The 16,045-nt window shown below is 44.0% G+C and carries 13 protein-coding genes; 10 read left to right on the top strand and 3 right to left on the bottom strand.

Annotation, left to right across the window (positions count from 1 at the left end; genetic code table 11):
- Positions 1-19: 19 nt before the first annotated feature.
- From U0033_RS15665 to U0033_RS15650, 4 genes are all read left to right on the top strand, one after another.
- A complete protein-coding gene (locus tag U0033_RS15665) occupies positions 20-1,348 on the top strand; it encodes an ABC transporter permease (protein WP_072359293.1) in 1,329 nt (442 codons plus the stop codon).
- A complete protein-coding gene (locus U0033_RS15660; RefSeq protein WP_072359291.1) occupies positions 1,341-2,801 on the top strand; it encodes a TolC family protein in 1,461 nt (486 codons plus the stop codon). Before U0033_RS15665 ends, U0033_RS15660 begins: the two co-directional genes overlap by 8 nt.
- A 139-nt stretch (positions 2,802-2,940) precedes the next feature.
- A complete protein-coding gene (locus tag U0033_RS15655) occupies positions 2,941-3,552 on the top strand; it encodes a hypothetical protein (RefSeq protein WP_072359289.1) in 612 nt (203 codons plus the stop codon).
- 75 nt (positions 3,553-3,627) lie between these two features.
- The gene (locus U0033_RS15650; protein WP_072359287.1) at positions 3,628-4,140 is read left to right on the top strand and encodes a GNAT family N-acetyltransferase; all 513 of its coding nucleotides are present in this window, start codon (positions 3,628-3,630) and stop codon (positions 4,138-4,140) included.
- Between the two features lie 22 nt (positions 4,141-4,162).
- On the opposite strand, the gene U0033_RS15645 is transcribed toward U0033_RS15650, so the two are convergent.
- Positions 4,163-5,836, bottom strand: coding sequence for a DUF6600 domain-containing protein (locus tag U0033_RS15645; RefSeq protein ID WP_177318577.1), 1,674 nt, complete (start codon positions 5,834-5,836; stop codon positions 4,163-4,165).
- A gap of 522 nt (positions 5,837-6,358) precedes the next feature.
- On the opposite strand from U0033_RS15645, the gene atpD reads away from it, so the two are divergent.
- Positions 6,359-7,861 carry a F0F1 ATP synthase subunit beta gene (gene atpD, locus U0033_RS15640; RefSeq protein ID WP_072359283.1) on the top strand — a complete coding sequence of 501 codons (1,503 nt, stop codon included), beginning with the start codon at positions 6,359-6,361 and terminating at the stop codon, positions 7,859-7,861.
- A gap of 27 nt (positions 7,862-7,888) precedes the next feature.
- The gene (atpC, locus tag U0033_RS15635) at positions 7,889-8,140 is read left to right on the top strand and encodes an ATP synthase F1 subunit epsilon (protein WP_072359281.1); all 252 of its coding nucleotides are present in this window, start codon (positions 7,889-7,891) and stop codon (positions 8,138-8,140) included.
- 645 nt (positions 8,141-8,785) lie between these two features.
- Here atpC and U0033_RS15630 read toward each other — a convergent pair.
- Positions 8,786-9,340, bottom strand: a complete 555-nt coding sequence (locus U0033_RS15630) for a YqgE/AlgH family protein (protein ID WP_072359279.1) — start codon at positions 9,338-9,340, stop codon at positions 8,786-8,788.
- Positions 9,341-9,801: 461 nt separating this feature from the next.
- Between U0033_RS15630 and U0033_RS15625 the strand changes: the two genes are divergently transcribed.
- From U0033_RS15625 to U0033_RS15615, 3 genes are read left to right on the top strand one after another with little or no spacing between them, the layout of a single operon-like run.
- Positions 9,802-11,157: a sensor histidine kinase gene (locus U0033_RS15625; protein ID WP_083571454.1), complete on the top strand. Its 1,356-nt coding sequence runs from the start codon at positions 9,802-9,804 to the stop codon at positions 11,155-11,157.
- A 28-nt stretch (positions 11,158-11,185) separates the two neighbouring features.
- Positions 11,186-11,998 (top strand): HesA/MoeB/ThiF family protein, encoded by an 813-nt coding sequence (locus U0033_RS15620; protein WP_072359277.1) that lies wholly within the window; start codon positions 11,186-11,188, stop codon positions 11,996-11,998.
- A gap of 11 nt (positions 11,999-12,009) precedes the next feature.
- The gene (locus U0033_RS15615) at positions 12,010-12,801 is read left to right on the top strand and encodes an alpha/beta hydrolase (protein ID WP_072359275.1); all 792 of its coding nucleotides are present in this window, start codon (positions 12,010-12,012) and stop codon (positions 12,799-12,801) included.
- A gap of 70 nt (positions 12,802-12,871) precedes the next feature.
- On the opposite strand, the gene U0033_RS15610 is transcribed toward U0033_RS15615, so the two are convergent.
- A complete protein-coding gene (locus tag U0033_RS15610; protein WP_072359273.1) occupies positions 12,872-13,780 on the bottom strand; it encodes a S66 peptidase family protein in 909 nt (302 codons plus the stop codon).
- 152 nt (positions 13,781-13,932) lie between these two features.
- Here U0033_RS15610 and metG point away from each other — a divergent pair, with 152 nt between their 5' ends.
- Positions 13,933-15,999: a methionine--tRNA ligase gene (metG, locus tag U0033_RS15605; protein WP_072359271.1), complete on the top strand. Its 2,067-nt coding sequence runs from the start codon at positions 13,933-13,935 to the stop codon at positions 15,997-15,999.
- The last annotated feature ends 46 nt before the right edge of the window (positions 16,000-16,045 follow it).

Raw genomic sequence — 16,045 nt, 5'->3', positions numbered from 1 at the left:
ATGGGAAAATATTGTCCTTATGTTAGACCGCAATTTTAATAATCTCTATATCGCACTTGACTCCCTGGGGGCCAACAGGCTGCGATCTTTCCTGACAGCCCTGGGTATCATTTTCGGTGTATCGGCAGTGATTGCGATGCTGGCAATTGGTAAAGGTGCGCAGGAAGAAATTTTGAACCAGATGAAACTGGTGGGTGTGAATAACATTGTGATTAAACCAAAATCGCAGGAGAAGAAAGACAATACCAGTAATAATTCAGATCAAAAAGAACCTGAGTCGAAACCAAAGTTTTCGAAAGGCTTGTCATTGGCAGATGCCATGAGCATACGACGTATACTGCCTACGGTGGTGGCGATTAGCCCGGAGATGTTACTGGAGCAGGATGTGATTTATGGGAGTAAAAGTAGTAAGCTGAAAGTGGTGGGCGTGGAGCCTGCATTTTTTGATATTAACAATATCCGGATTACCACTGGTAGTGGGTTTAATGAGAAGGAACGGATTGAAGGAGATGGTGTTTGTGTGATAGGCAGTGATGTGAAGCGGAAGTTTTTTATATCAGAGGATCCGCTGGGGAAGACGATAAAATGTGGTACGCAATGGTTGAAAATTATTGGTGTGACGGAGGAGAAGATGATTAGTAGTACGACGAAGGAGAACTTAGGGATCAGGGATTATAATATGGATATCTATGTGCCTATACAAACGATGCTGGTCAGGTTTAAGAATCCTTCGCTGTACTTAGGAAAGAAGGATGGAGAAGATAATTCAGAGGATAGAAATAAGTCTCCACAAATCTTTCATCAGTTAGATCAGTTGGTGATACAGGTGAATGATGCGGATAATTTGTCGAAGTCTGCTGGTGTAATCAACAGGATGTTGAAAAGAAGGCATAATGATGTGAGTGATTTTGATATGACCATCCCTGAGCAATTGCTGAAGCAACAGCAGAAAACAAAGGATGTGTTCAATATTGTATTGAGTGCGATAGCGGGAATTTCCTTGCTGGTAGGGGGCATCGGGATTATGAATATCATGCTGGCTTCGGTGCTGGAGCGTACGCGTGAGATTGGGATAAGGATGGCATTGGGTGCGCAGAAGAAAGATATTGTGATGCAGTTTTTGTTTGAATCTGTGTTGATCAGTCTTTCCGGGGGAATTATCGGTGTGTTATTAGGTGTGTCGGGGGCATACCTGGTGGATCGATTGGCAGAGATACATACGATTATTTCACCTTTCTCCATATTTATCTCTTTCATGCTGGCATCTGCTGTGGGGTTGATTTTTGGAATTTCGCCCGCCCGCAAAGCTGCTCATAAAAACCCGATTGAATGTTTACGCCATGATTAGAATTCTACTTTTCATACAGTTGTTTCCGTTATTTGTTTGTGCACAACAACGTTTATCCTTACAGCAGGTGGTCATGCAGGCGCAGCAACAATCTCCCTCTTATTACAAGGCGAGGAGCAATGCCCTGAATAGTTTGTATGCTTACAGGTATTATGTAGCAGGCAGGAGACCGCAGTTGAAATTGCAGGCGAGTAATACCAGCAGTTTCCTGGGAAATATAGAGAGTATACGGCAACCGGATGGTACTTATGCTTTTAGCAGAAGTAAATATTCATATAGTTTTGCGGGATTGGTGGCGGAGCAGGTGGTTCCTTTTACGGGAGGAGCATTGTCACTGGCAACGAACCTGCAAAGAAATGATTTGTTTAATCCGACTACGAATATTAGTTATTTGTCTGCACCATTTATGATTAGTTATAGTCAGCCGATGATATTGTATAATTCATATAAATGGGATCAGAAGATACAACCGCTTTTATACCAGGAATCGCAGAAGCAATATGTAGAGGCCCTGGAGCGGGTAGCGGTGGAAGCGACAGGGTATTTCTTTGATGCATTGGCGGCACAGCAGCAGGAAGCGGTGTTAAAATCGAATGTAGCGAATACGGATACTTTGTACCAGATCTCAAAAGGGAGGTATGAGTTAGGTAAGATAGCAGAGAATGAATTGTTGCAGATAGAACTGAATTTATTGAATGCAAGGAATAGTTTGGAGCAGGCGAGTTTGGCAAAGGAGATTGCTTACAGACAATTGACGCAGTTTTTGACATTGCCGAAGAATACAGCTGTGGTGATGGCATTGCCGGAAAAAATACCTTCATTTTCTGTAGCGGCAGATTCAGCGTTAGTGCAGGCGGAGGATAACAGGCAGGCGGTGTTGTCTTTCAGGAGACAAAGATTGCAGGCGGAGCAACAGGTAGCTATTGCGAGAGGGAATAATGGATATGAGTTGAATTTGTCTGCAAATGTAGGGCAGGCACAGCAGGGGAATACGGTGAAGCAGGCATATAGCGGAACGAATTTGCAGCAGAACCAGTTGTTGAGTGTGGGGATTGCGATACCAATAGTAGATTGGGGGAAGGCGAGGAATAAGATCAGGCAGGCAAAGGCGAATAAAGAATTGGTGGAGATTGATGTGCAGCAGCAGGAGCGGAATTTTGAGCAGGAGGTGTATTTGCAGACGCAGCAGTTTAATTTACAGCAGAAGTTGTTGAGCAGTGCGGCAAGGGCGGATACGATTGCGAGGCAAAGGTATGAGATTACGAAGCAACGGTATTTGATTGGGAAGATTTCGATCACGGATCTGAACCTGGCGCAAACAGAAAAGGATCAGGCGAGTGCGGGGTACATTGGCGCGTTGAGGGGGTATTGGAATGCGTTTTATACGGTGAGGTTGTTGACCTTGTTTGATTTTGAGAAGAGGGAGAGGATAAATTATGGGTTTAAGGAGTAGGGGGAATGTGTTCGTTTCGTAAGGGTTTTGGGTAATTGTTCTGAGGGATGATACTTCATGTATTTTAATAAGTCGGGAATTTCTAAGAAGAAGATGGGTGCGTAGATGTACTGGCATTATTTTTTCTGTTTAGTTCGTTATGAAAAGGAACACAGGCTATATTGTCATCATCATTTTTCTGGGAATATTTTTCGTGATCAGCTTTTCCCGTCAGCAGAAGCGGGTGAAGCAGGTATTGTCGGAGAATGAGCGATTGTTTAATGAGAACCGGCATTTAAAGCAGTCATTGGATCTGAGCAGTAGTACTGCGCAGCAGATAGCGGACAGGGCGGAGGTGAGGCAGCGTGAGGGTAGCCAGGGGCAGTTTGTGGATCCGCGGATTTATTACAGAAAGAACTGGAAGCAGTTCATTGCGGTCACGAATAGTGATTATAAGACTGGTTTTTTGGGAGGGATTAAGAACCTGGATGTGGTAGTGAAGAATCAGACGGAGTTTGTGATCGATAATGTGGTGGTGTCGGTGGAGTATCAGAGGGGGAATGGGGATGTGTTTAAGACGGAGCAGTATACGATTAGTGATATAGGAGCGAAGGGAACGAAGTCAGTAAGGGCGGCGGATAGCAGGAAGGGGCAGAAGGTGGTGATTAAATTGATAAGTGTAACGAGTCAATCGATGAATTTTTGCTGGGCGGTGAATAAGGTAGCGGACCCTGTGAATCCGGATCCTTATAAGTGTACGCCGGATAAGTAGGGGCGGTTTAAAAAGAGGGTTTTTAGAAAGAAAGATATGGAAAATGTACCCCGGATAAGTGTTTATCTTTGGGGGATGTTATCATTCCAGCCGAAAAATATTATTTCACCGGAAGTTATTGAACTATATGAGGCGGCTTTTCCTGAAGCGGAGCGGCGGCCTTTGCCTGCGCAGCAGCGATTGTTGCGGGAGGGGGCATTGCAGTTGCTGGAGATAAGGGAGGCTGGCCATTTTGTGGGATTTATATTTTGCTGGGCATTGACGGATTTCACGTTTATAGAGCATTTTGCGATTGATCCTGTAAAGCGGGGGCGTGGAACGGGTACGAAGGTGATTACCTTATTATTTGAGAAATATGGTCGGCTGGTATTGGAAACGGAGCCACCGCGTACGATAGATGCGCAGAGAAGGATTCGTTTTTATGAGGCTCTGGGTTTCGGAGCATTTCCTGCACTTTATTTACAGCCAGCTTACAGGGCGGGTGGGGCGCCACTAACATTGATATTAATGCAGAAAGGTATGTTCCTCCAGGAACATACCTTTACAAAAGTCAGCAATGAAATATATCGGGAGGTTTATGGTCTCTGATAGTTTGTAGCAATGCAACCTTTTAATTTCTACTGCGTGGTGCAGTACGTGAAGGTTGTGGTTGCTGCTGCTGTTGCTGCTGCTGTTGCTGTTGTTGCTGCTGTTGGGCACGTTGTTGTTGATCCTGCTGCTGGCGGGCACGTTCCTGTTGTTGTTGCTGTTGAGCTCTTTGCTGTTGTTCCTGTTGTTGCCTTTGCATTTGTTCCTGTTGTGCTCTTTGTTGCTGCTGTTGCTGCTGGATACGTTGTTGCTGTTCCTGTTGTTGTTGCTGTGCTCTCTGCTGTTGTTCCTGTTGCTGTTGTTGTATCCTTTGCTGTTGCTCCTGCTGCTGTTGTTGCTGTGCACGTTGCTGCTCCTGCTGTTGCTGTTGTTGACGGGCACGTTCCTGTTGCTGCTGTTGTTGCATTTGCTGCTGCTGGATACGTTGCTGATCATTTACCTGCGTGCGCGTACTGGTATTGGGCGTAGACGTTGAAGGCGTGGTACGATCAGGCCTGTAAGAATTGTTATTCCGGTCAAAGCCCCTGTCAGAATTGCGATTGTCATTCCGGTCATTGTTAATGTTGTTTGTGTTATTATTATTGTTTCTGTTATCCACCCTATTTGGGATGGTATTGTTATCCCTGTTAGGAATGTTATTATTGTTATTATTATCCCTGTTAGGATAAGTGTTATTGTTTCCTCTATCTACTCTTCCAGGAAAGTTATTGTTATTATTATCCCTGTTAGGTACACTATTATTGTTATTATCTCTGCCAGGGTAATTATTATTATTCCTGTTATCTCCCCTGTTAGGTACACTATTATTGTTATTATCCCTGCCGGGGTAATTATTATTCCTGTTATCTACTCTATTAGGTATGTTGTTATTATTATTCGGTGAATTAGGTCTGTCAAAGTTGTTCCTGTTATAGCCATTACCGCTTGAGAAATTTCTATTCTGCTGACCCTGACGTAAGTCATTTGGGTTAGGACGGTAAACACGAACCTGGTCATTACCTATTGATCCGCGGCCTGGGCGATCACTATCCATGATACGTCTTGGCTGGATATTGGATCTGGTATAACGTTCTACGTCTCTGGTAGCCGGGCCACGGTAGTAAGTGCGGTTATTAATAATAGTGGTATTATTAATGATGGTTGTATGGTTGAACACTTCTACTCTTGTATTGCGTGGTACATAATAGCGGCTTACATATGTATTAGTAATATATTGACAAGGAACGAATGACCAGTAAGTAAGCGGGATATTCACACTTAATCCGATAGTCATACCTGGGCCTAAAGGCGCCCAACCATAATAATCGTTACTATTTCTCCAGCTTACCCATGCTGGTCCCCACTCATAACCAGGCACCCAGATCCATCCATAATAGTCGTCAAATGTCCAGCGACCATAGTGGAAGGGAGCCCATCCCCAATCATAATCGGACATCCAGGTCCAACCGTAGTCGGTGTATACCCAGTGGCCATTGGAGGCATAAGGTTGGAAATCGGGTCCGGCATTTGGAATCCAGCAGTCGCCATAACCCTGATAGTTCACCCAGCGGCCATAGGGGCTGAGGGCGTCGTAGAATCCACCAACGGAAACCTGGAAGTCTTGCGGAGGGCGGGCGGCGACACAGGACATGCCTGGGATTGCAGCAAAAGAGGCTGCTATAGCTATTGCGGAAATATATCGTGTGATGTTTTTCATATATGTAATTCTTTTGGCGGCTGATTCTTTATTGTATAGGATTCACGTCTACAGCAGTGAAAGAACCAATTGATTTTAAATAGTTTACGAATGAGTAGTGTATAACAGTTGATCAAGTGTTATTGCTGGCTTAGGCTGGCCTGCTGCATTCATTTCGGATGTTCGCGGTGTCAGAATTTAGCTTGATTAAATAAAATCAAATCCTGTGCCGGATTAGTTAAATGCTGAGCTGCAGCGGATTTGAAAGGTTAAAGGTGACTTAATTTTACCAAAATGCTAACATTAGTATGATAATTTATGTGGATAAGAATGATGACAATCATGCGTGACAAATGAATATTGACTGTTATTTTTACACTGAGAATGCATACTAATTATGTGTAACATAATTAGCGCAAAGCCACGTTTTAAGGGAATTTCGTGCGAATATCCACCGTATTTTGAATTTCCCTCATTAACTGTTACCTTTGCGGCAAAATTAACAAACCGCTCATTTTAAGCATTTATAAACCTCTTAAAAATATGCCTAACACAGGTAAGATCAAGCAAATTATCGGTCCCGTGGTGGACGTCCACTTCGACGGGCAGCTGCCCGAAATATACAACGCATTGGAAATTACCCGCGAAAATGGACAGAAGGTAGTGCTGGAAGTTCAGCAGCACCTTGGCGAAGATAGCGTTCGTTGCGTTGCGATGGACTCTACGGATGGTTTCGTTAGGGGAATGGTGGTAACGGACAAGGGTACTCCTATTAAAATGCCGGTGGGCGATGGTATCAAGGGTCGCTTGTTCAACGTGGTAGGTGAGGCTATTGATGGTCTGGGTGATATTGATAGGACTAACGGTTATCCTATCCACCGTAAGCCGCCTCGTTTCGAGGATCTGGCTACAGACACAGAAGTATTATTCACTGGTATTAAAGTTATCGATCTGATCGAACCATACGCAAAAGGTGGTAAGATTGGTTTGTTCGGTGGTGCTGGTGTAGGTAAAACAGTATTGATCCAGGAGCTGATCAACAATATCGCGAAAGGTTACGAAGGTTTGTCTGTGTTTGCAGGTGTGGGTGAGCGTACCCGTGAAGGTAATGACCTGATGCGTGAAATGATCGAAGCTGGTATCGTAAAATATGGTGAAAAATTCCAGGAGTCCATGGAACATGGTGGTTGGGATCTGGCAGCTGTAGATAAAGAAAAACTGAAGAACTCTCAGGCTACCTTTATCTTTGGTCAGATGAACGAACCTCCGGGTGCGCGTGCACGTGTCGCGCTGTCTGGTCTGACTATCGCAGAATATTTCCGTGATGGAGATGGTACTGCAGGTGGTGGTAAGGATATCCTGTTCTTCGTTGACAACATCTTCCGTTTCACTCAGGCAGGTTCTGAAGTATCCGCGCTGTTAGGTCGTATGCCTTCTGCGGTGGGTTATCAGCCTACACTGGCTACAGAAATGGGTCTGATGCAGGAGCGTATCACTTCTACCAAGAATGGTTCCATCACTTCCGTACAGGCGGTTTACGTACCTGCGGATGACTTGACTGACCCTGCTCCGGCTACAACATTTGCCCACCTGGATGCTACTACGGTATTGGATCGTAAGATTTCTGACCTTGGTATTTATCCTGCGGTGAGCCCATTGGATTCAACTTCCCGTATTCTTTCTCCATCTATCGTAGGTGAAGCGCATTACAACTGTGCTCAGCGTGTGAAGATGATTCTGCAACGTTATAAAGAACTGCAGGATATCATTGCTATCCTTGGTATGGATGAATTGAGCGACGAAGATAAACTCACTGTAAGCCGTGCACGTCGTGTACAGCGTTTCCTGTCTCAGCCTTTCCACGTAGCAGAACAGTTTACTGGTCTGAAAGGTGTACTGGTTCCGATCGAAGAAACTATCAAAGGTTTCAATATGATCATGGATGGTGAAGTAGATGAGTATCCAGAAGCAGCGTTCAACCTGGTAGGTAACATCGAAGCAGCTATCGAGAAAGGTAAGAAACTGCTGGAAGCAGCTAAGAACTAATTCATTTAAACACCCTTAACTTTTAATATGTTATTAGAAGTATTAACACCTGAAAAGAAACTGTACTCCGGCGAAGTGTATGGCGTACAGTTGCCAGGCATAGACGGCTCTTTTGAAGTGCTGAACAATCACGCGCCGTTGATCGCCGCATTGGGCAAGGGCAGAATGAAGGTGCTGAAAGATAAGTCACAGAATGAATTCTATAACATAGAAGGAGGTTTTGTGGAAGTATTGAGAAATAAAGCGACTGTGCTTGTAGAAGGCGCATCAGCAATATAACTGAAATAGCGAATAGCTAGAAATGAAATAGGCCGGGTAGGATTACCCGGCCTTCGTTTTGTCCTAACTATTCCAATCTAATTAATAATTACCCTGTTTAAAGAGCGCAGTAGGATTACTGGCCAGGGCGTCTTACAATCAGGACCCACGCCGCGCAGGATACAAGTATCCTACAGCCGCAATTGGGCCTGTTCCTATGAAAATGAATATCTTATATTATGTAATGATTTTTTTAATTGTATAACTGTCACATTTTTCACAAACCCCTGACCGGAAATAGAGGGTAGGTGATGTATATTTTAGTTGTTTCAATTATAATCCAGGAAGGCATACGTAACATGTGTATCGGTTTGTCCTTCATAGGTGTTTATACTTCGGTTTAGTTCACATTTTTCCAATCATAATACTGATAAACAGGGTCACCAAACATGGATTGCTCTGACTACATTACTATTTTGCGTAAGCAAGATATTTGATTTTTTTTAAATATCCTCGCCCTGAGTGGTTGGTAAGGGATACTAAAATCCAGCCAACAACGTTAGTCGTTGGAACTGAATCTTTAGGCATATAAATTATTTTAATATTTTTTTTCCACAAGAAGGGATTTGCCGCTGTTATAGGGCATACGGTGCAGTATACACGCTACTAATTCAGCAGCGGATCTATGGGGAAATTGGCCATGATGGCAAAGTTGCTGCCAAGGTTCTTTAAAGCCTGTCTCCATACATTTTCATCTTTTTCATCGAAGACGAGAGCTTTGTTAATCTCTGAAAGTATCCAGCTTTTTTCATTTAGTTCATTTTCAAGCTGTCCACTACTCCAACCGGAATAGCCAATGAAAAACCGGATCTTATTTGGATCAAGTTTGCCTGCATTGATCATTTTTACTACCTGGTTAAATTCGCCACCCCAGTATATACCACTCTGGATTTCAAAACCACCTTTGATGAGTTCAGGCTGCTGATGTATGAAGTGAATAGTATCTATCTGAACCGGGCCTCCGTAATACACAGGAATACCTGGAATCAAAATGTCCGGAACAAGATCGTGCAGGTGCTGATCGAAACGTTTGTTGAGGACAAAGCCGAAACTTCCTTTATTAGTTTGGTGCTCACAAAGTAGTATTACAGTGCGGGCAAAATTTGGATCTTTTAGAAATGGATCAGCAATAAGCAATACACCAGGCGACAATGATACCATACACATTTAGTTTTATCACTTAAGTAAATTTAACCAATTGAATGCAAGTAGAATAGGATTTTGTGAAGAATTCGTTAGGGTTTTGAGAAAGTTTGGGAAATAATAAAGGAGGCTAGAAAGCCTCCTTACCATTTTATCAACCAAAATCTAAATCGCTTTATGGAACGAATCCATGTCGATGTATGTAGAATAATTAAAATTGCTTGTTTGTTAAACTGTTACATCAAATTTAGTACCAGTTTGATAAGGCAAATGTACGTAAAGAATGAGAATTTCAAACGTCTTTAGCCCGTTAAAATTACGTTAAAGTGATGTTTATTTGCTTAATCCACGCTGGTAAAAGGTTTTAGCGTATTAATTTTATATTAACGTTGCTATAGCAATTATCCAGATTTAACAAAATATGCGCTGGAACGCTCACTGATTGTGAGTATATTGTGCGCTTTACGACTCATCCTATAATGGTACCACTGAAGAAAGTATTTCCCATCATTGTGGTGTTAATTACACTATCCCTGCTGGGCCTCATTTATATCCAGTTTAGCTGGATCCATAACGCCTCTATCGTACGCAGAGAGCAGATTGAAGAACGCGCTATCAATGTACTTGATAGGGTGCGCGAAGAAATGCTTGCACGGACCGGTCCTGCGATTCGCCTGAAAATGAATAATACCGTTGTCAGACCTACTGAAAGAGGCCTTACTATCGATAAATTCAATTCGCTTGATCTCAACATCGGTGTCAGCGACCGCTTTACCACCGCAGAAGTGCGCAACCTGCTCATCAGTGGTCTGAAACGGGAAGGGCTGGATACTACTTTTGAATTTGCTATCGTAGGTAAAGGGAACTTTGGTGAAAGCAGTATTAAAATGCAGTCAGCCGGATTCCCTAATATGGCCACAGCCGTTGCCAGAGATAGTGTGAATTATCTCGTGAAATACATGCCGCTGCTGGGGAGCTATGAATACATGACGGACAACACGGAAACCATGGTGGTACTGCAACCACGCAATAACATGTCTTTCCTGCTATCCCTGGGGAAAATGGTGGCAGGAGGTACTCTCTTTACGGCTGTTATCATCACTGCATTCGCACTCACTATCCGTACTATGCTGAACCAGAAGAAGATCTCTGAGATCAAATCTGACTTCATTAACAACATGACCCATGAGCTGAAAACCCCGCTGGCCACCATTTCCCTGGCCATCGATGCCATTGGCAATGAAAAGGTCATGGACAATAAAGAAAAGATCCGCTACTTCTCCGGCATCATCAAAGAAGAAAATAAACGTATGAATAAACAGGTGGAAAGCATTCTGCAATCTGCCCTGCTGGAGAAGAACGAAATAGGATTGAAACTACAACCTACTGATGTGCATGAAGTAATCACCCATACAGTAGAAAATATACAACTCCAGCTGGCTTCCAAGAATGGTCATGTAGAACTGCGACTGGACGCCATTAACCCGGTTATTCAGGCAGATGATGTGCATTTTTCCAACGTTATTTTCAACCTGCTGGACAATGCCATCAAGTATTCTAAAGAGAACCTGGAAGTCATCATCTCTACATACAGCACCCGCAAAAGTCTTGTCATCACTGTTTCAGATAATGGCATAGGGATGAGTCGTGATACGATTTCACGTATCTTTGAAAAATTCTATCGTGCGCATACAGGTAACGTTCACAATGTAAAAGGTTTCGGCCTGGGTCTCAGCTATGTAAAAGCCATCATCGATGCGCACAAAGGAAAAATAAAGGTAGAAAGCGCCGTGGGCAAGGGTAGTAAGTTTACACTTGAATTTCCACAGGACTAATTCATTATTTTAAAACGGGGTTGTTCAAATGGCATTAATCGAAAAAGAAATAGCACATTTTAGATATCCTATAGCCGTTCCCGGTATGGGCACTGCTATGCAGGAGAAACTAAAGGAAAGCCGCATTCTCGTGGTAGGTGCAGGTGGTTTAGGTAGTCCGGTGATTCAGTACCTGAGTGCAAGTGGAGTAGGTGTGATCGGTATTGCTGACTATGGTGTGATACAGGACGAAGATATGCACCGCCAGCCGATCTACCAGATGCAGGATCTGCGTAAACACAAAGCTAAAATGGCTGCGAGCCGTTTGTGGTCCAGCAATCCGTTTACCAAACATTATCCCCTGCTGTTGCAGGTGAAACCTGAAAATATCAATCAGTTGCTCGAAGGCATGGACCTCGTCATCGATTGTTCTCAGCATATGCCTACCCACTTAGTGGTGAATGATGCCTGTATTGCAAAAGGCAAGCCTTTTGTGATCGGGGAGGTACATAACTGGATTTCCTGGTGGGCTGGATTTAATATTGCGCCTTCCAGTGGTGATGCTGCTGCTTCTTATCGTTGCAGTATCAACCTGATCGACGAGTATACTAATTTCGATGCAGGTGCGATCGGTGTTACCCATGGTGCTACCGGTATGCTCATTGTGAATGAAGTACTGAAATACCTGGCAGGTGTACCCGATGGCCTGGCGAATCAACTGTATAGTATGGATTATCTCCATAACGTATATCAAACCCACACCCTTAACCCGGATGCCGGTATCCTGGCTACTACCAAAGCCAATGGCCTGCTCACCGCAGAGGCTTACGGACTTGAAATAGTACCTGATATAGAAGACTAACTAACATACACATGTTTCGTAAGATATTAACCTGGATTTTAGTGGTATATGTGTTGTCAGGTGCACTCCTATTCTTTTTTCAGAAGAAACTGATCTTCCATCCAATTGTGGTGGCTGCTGATTCTGCCTATCATTTCGATGTGCCTTTTCAGGAGATGAATATCAGGGTAAATGACAAAACCACCATCAATGCGGTACTGTTTAAGGCAGAACAGCCGGCAAAAGGTATCGTGGTTTACTTTCATGGAAATGCACAGAATATTTCCTATTACGCGTATGCCAGTCAATACTTTACCAAATATGGTTACGAGGTATTGATGATGGATTACCCGGGATATGGAAAAAGCACAGGTGCGCTGACGGAAGAGGATCTGTATGCAGATGCTTTGCAGATGTACCAGGTAGCGAGAACGCATTTTTCCCCCGATAGTATTATCATTTATGGCAGGTCGCTGGGAACAGGGATTGCTGCGCAGCTGGCCAGTGTGAGGGATTGTAAAAGACTGGTGCTGGAAGCTCCTTATTATAACCTGACAGATATGGCGATGAAGATGGTGCCGATTTACCCTTATGGGTTTATGTTAAATTATAAGTTTCCGACTAACGAGTATTTGCCGAAAGTGACGGCCCCGGTTACGATTATTCATGGTACGGATGACCGGACGGTGCCTTATGCTTCAGGCTTGAAATTGAAGGAGTTTTTTAAGAAGGGAGATAGTTTTGTGACGATTTCAGGGGCGGGGCATAATAATCTGAAAGAGTATCCTTTTTTTGTGGAAACAGTTGAAGGATTGGTAAAATAATAAGTCAAAAAAAAACGCTCGTGTCTTAAGCACGAGCGTTTTTTTTGGCGGCCTGGGCCTGCGGCCGGCTTTAAGATCTATCAATTAATTTGCAGGTTTTTTCTCCTATCTGTAAATCATGCAGCACCCCCAGTTTCAGCGTATAGTTCTCATGGGTATGCCCCAACGGAAATCCATAAGCCACCGGATAATCATAATCCTTTACAATATTGTGGATAATCTCATATTCATTCTGACCAAATGGTGTAGCCGTCTCCAGTGAATCTGTAAATGAACCCACTACCAGGCCCGCCAGTTTATCCAGCCATCCAGCTCTTTTCAGGTTATACATCATGCCATCTACCCTGTAACGATATTCGCCCACATCCTCCAGTACCAGGATCTTCCCCTTTGTGTCAGGTTGAGATACTGTGCCTGATAAATTGGCCAGCAGCGTAAGGTTACCACCTATTAGCTGACCGGATGCTTTACCAGTGCGGTTCAGGTCATTTGGTGCGAAACTGTATTTATATGGTTTTCCTCTCAGGGCCTGTTTCAGGCTATCCACATACACGGTATCCACGGTTTCTGCACGAATACCACTACACATCACTGAATGAAGGGTAGGAATACCAAATTGTTTATTGATATGGCCATGGAGTGCGGTGATATCGCTGTAGCCACAGATCCACTTCGGGTGTTTCCGGAACTTTTTAAAATCCAGTTTATCCAGCAGGCAAATCATACCATAGCCACCACGGCCAAAGATGATTGCCTTGATCTCAGGATCATCCAGCATATCCTGTAGTTCTTCCAACCTTAGCTCATCGGGTGCCGAAAAATTGTGAAAACTGGTGCCCACCGTGATCCCCAGGTGTACGCGGTACCCCCAGGATGTGAGTATTCCAGCTGCATATTCAGCAGCCTGTAAGTCCATTTTACTACTACTACAGGTGACGCCTATAAGGTCACCTTTTTTCAGATATGGAGGAATTTTCATTGTTCTACGCTTTAAGTTACCTTTGCAACCTGCGAACGACGATTCGCGAGACAAGCCCCACTTTTTTGCTGGGAGTTTTAACAGGGCTAAGTTGATAAATACTTTTCGCTCTTCCAAAGGATAAAATAGATTTCAAGATTATTTCAGTTATCATGGCAAAATTTAACAGATATCTAATCACGGCTGCCCTGCCTTATGCCAACGGACCAGTACATATTGGTCACCTGGCGGGTTGTTACCTCCCTGCTGATATCTATGTACGCTACCTGCGTGCAAAGAAAGCAGACGTTAAATTCATTGGGGGCACCGATGAGCATGGAGTTCCTATTCTCATCAAAGCCCTGAAAGAAGGTGTAAAGCCACAGGACGTGGTGGACAAATATCATAAGATCATTTCTGAGAGCCTGTCTGATATGGGCATCTCTTTTGATATCTTCTCCCGTACCACCAAACAGATCCATCATGACACCGCTGCCGCTTTCTTCAAGAAGATGTACGACGATGGCCTGTTTGAAGAAAAAGAGACTGAACAATTCTATGACGATGTAGCCAAGGTGTTCCTGGCTGACAGATATATAGTAGGTACCTGCCCTAAATGTGGTAACCCTGGTGCTTATGGCGACCAGTGTGAGCGTTGTGGTACAAGTTTGAGTCCTGATGACCTGATTTCACCCCGCTCTACCCTGAGTGATGCCGTGCCTGTGAAGAAGAAAACCAAGCACTGGTACATGCCACTCCAGAACTATGAGCCATTCCTGAAAGAGTGGTTGCTGGAAGGTCATAAAGAATGGAAAAACAACGTGTATGGTCAGTGTAAAAGCTGGCTGGACAGTGGTTTACAAAGCCGTGCTATGACCCGTGACAGTGAGTGGGGGATCAAGGTTCCCCTGCCTGATGCAGATGGAAAAGTGTTGTATGTATGGTTCGACGCGCCGATTGGTTATATCTCTGCTACCAAGGAACTAACCCCGAACTGGGATGATTACTGGTGTAAAGAGGATACCAAGCTGGTTCACTTTATCGGGAAAGATAATATCGTATTCCACTGTATTATATTCCCATCTATGCTCAAGGCGCACGGTGGATTTGTATTGCCTGAGAATGTGCCGGCGAATGAGTTCCTGAATATTGAAGGCGATAAGATCTCTACTTCCCGTAACTGGGCGGTGTGGGTACATGACTATGTGAAAGATTTTCCGGGTCAGGAAGACATTATGCGTTATGTGCTGTGTGCTACTGCACCGGAGACAAAGGATAACGACTTCTCCTGGGCTGATTTCCAGCAGCGTAATAACAGTGAGCTGACTGATATCTATAGCAATTTTGTGAATCGTACGATGGTATTGACACACAAATTCTGCAATGGAAAGGTGCCTCCATTCCACATGGAAGTGAAGGATGCTGCTGATGATAGTGTGCTGAGTAACCTGCTGGAATCCAAGAAGAAAATAGAAGAGTCACTGGAAAACTATCGTTTCAGGGAAGCATTGGCTGAGGTGATCAATGTATCCCGCCTGGGTAACCAATACCTGCAAGGGAAAGCCCCATGGTCACTGGCGAGCAAGGGTAAACAGGAAGAAAATCAAAAGCTGATTGACAACTGTATCCATTTATGCTTACAGCTGACTGCTAACCTGGCTATATTGTCCAATCCATTCATGCCGGGTACAGCCAAAAAGATCTGTCATATGTTGAAAGTGGTAGATCGTATGCTGGAATGGGAAAATGCAGGTAGCCTGAAACTGGTAAATACAGGGTATCCAATGCGTGAACCTGAGTACCTGTTTACCAGAATTGAAGACGATAAAATTAAAGAGCAGGTGGAAAAATTACACGCGGGTTTAGTAAAACCGGTAGAAGCAGCGCCAGCTCCTGAAGCGGCTCCTGTAAAAGAAGATATACAATACGACGATTTCGCAAAACTGGACCTGCGCGTAGGTACCATCGTTGAAGCCGAAAAGGTAAAGAAAGCAGATAAACTGCTGAAATTACTGGTGGATATTGGTACTGAAAAACGTACCGTGGTTTCCGGTATTGCCCTGCATTATACACCTGAAGAAATCATTGGCAAACAGGTTACACTGGTTGCCAACCTGGCTCCCCGCAAAATGAAGGGCATCGATAGCCAGGGTATGATCCTCATGGCTGAAGATGCAACAGGCAAGCTCGTATTCGTAAATCCTGATGTGCAGACAGCACCAGGCAGCGAAGTGAGATAACACCTTAATATATAAAAAGATAGATACCCTCCGGCTCATTACCGGA

It is taken from the genome of Chitinophaga sancti (assembly GCF_034424315.1).
Classification (GTDB): Bacteria; Bacteroidota; Bacteroidia; order Chitinophagales; family Chitinophagaceae; genus Chitinophaga; species Chitinophaga sancti.
Note: the sequence above shows the minus strand (reverse complement) of the source record. Positions and strands in the feature narration are given on the sequence as shown.

What these genes read in the sequence shown, in the direction of transcription:
- U0033_RS15665 (WP_072359293.1), top strand. Translation starts at nt 20, where the DNA reads ATGTTAGACCGCAATTTTAATAATCTCTATATCGCACTTGACTCCCTG.
- U0033_RS15660 (WP_072359291.1), top strand. Translation starts at nt 1,341, where the DNA reads ATGATTAGAATTCTACTTTTCATACAGTTGTTTCCGTTATTTGTTTGT.
- U0033_RS15655 (WP_072359289.1), top strand. Translation starts at nt 2,941, where the DNA reads ATGAAAAGGAACACAGGCTATATTGTCATCATCATTTTTCTGGGAATA.
- U0033_RS15650 (WP_072359287.1), top strand. Translation starts at nt 3,628, where the DNA reads ATGTTATCATTCCAGCCGAAAAATATTATTTCACCGGAAGTTATTGAA.
- U0033_RS15645 (WP_177318577.1), bottom strand. Translation starts at nt 5,836, where the DNA reads ATGAAAAACATCACACGATATATTTCCGCAATAGCTATAGCAGCCTCT.
- atpD (WP_072359283.1), top strand. Translation starts at nt 6,359, where the DNA reads ATGCCTAACACAGGTAAGATCAAGCAAATTATCGGTCCCGTGGTGGAC.
- atpC (WP_072359281.1), top strand. Translation starts at nt 7,889, where the DNA reads ATGTTATTAGAAGTATTAACACCTGAAAAGAAACTGTACTCCGGCGAA.
- U0033_RS15630 (WP_072359279.1), bottom strand. Translation starts at nt 9,340, where the DNA reads ATGGTATCATTGTCGCCTGGTGTATTGCTTATTGCTGATCCATTTCTA.
- U0033_RS15625 (WP_083571454.1), top strand. Translation starts at nt 9,802, where the DNA reads ATGGTACCACTGAAGAAAGTATTTCCCATCATTGTGGTGTTAATTACA.
- U0033_RS15620 (WP_072359277.1), top strand. Translation starts at nt 11,186, where the DNA reads ATGGCATTAATCGAAAAAGAAATAGCACATTTTAGATATCCTATAGCC.
- U0033_RS15615 (WP_072359275.1), top strand. Translation starts at nt 12,010, where the DNA reads ATGTTTCGTAAGATATTAACCTGGATTTTAGTGGTATATGTGTTGTCA.
- U0033_RS15610 (WP_072359273.1), bottom strand. Translation starts at nt 13,780, where the DNA reads ATGAAAATTCCTCCATATCTGAAAAAAGGTGACCTTATAGGCGTCACC.
- metG (WP_072359271.1), top strand. Translation starts at nt 13,933, where the DNA reads ATGGCAAAATTTAACAGATATCTAATCACGGCTGCCCTGCCTTATGCC.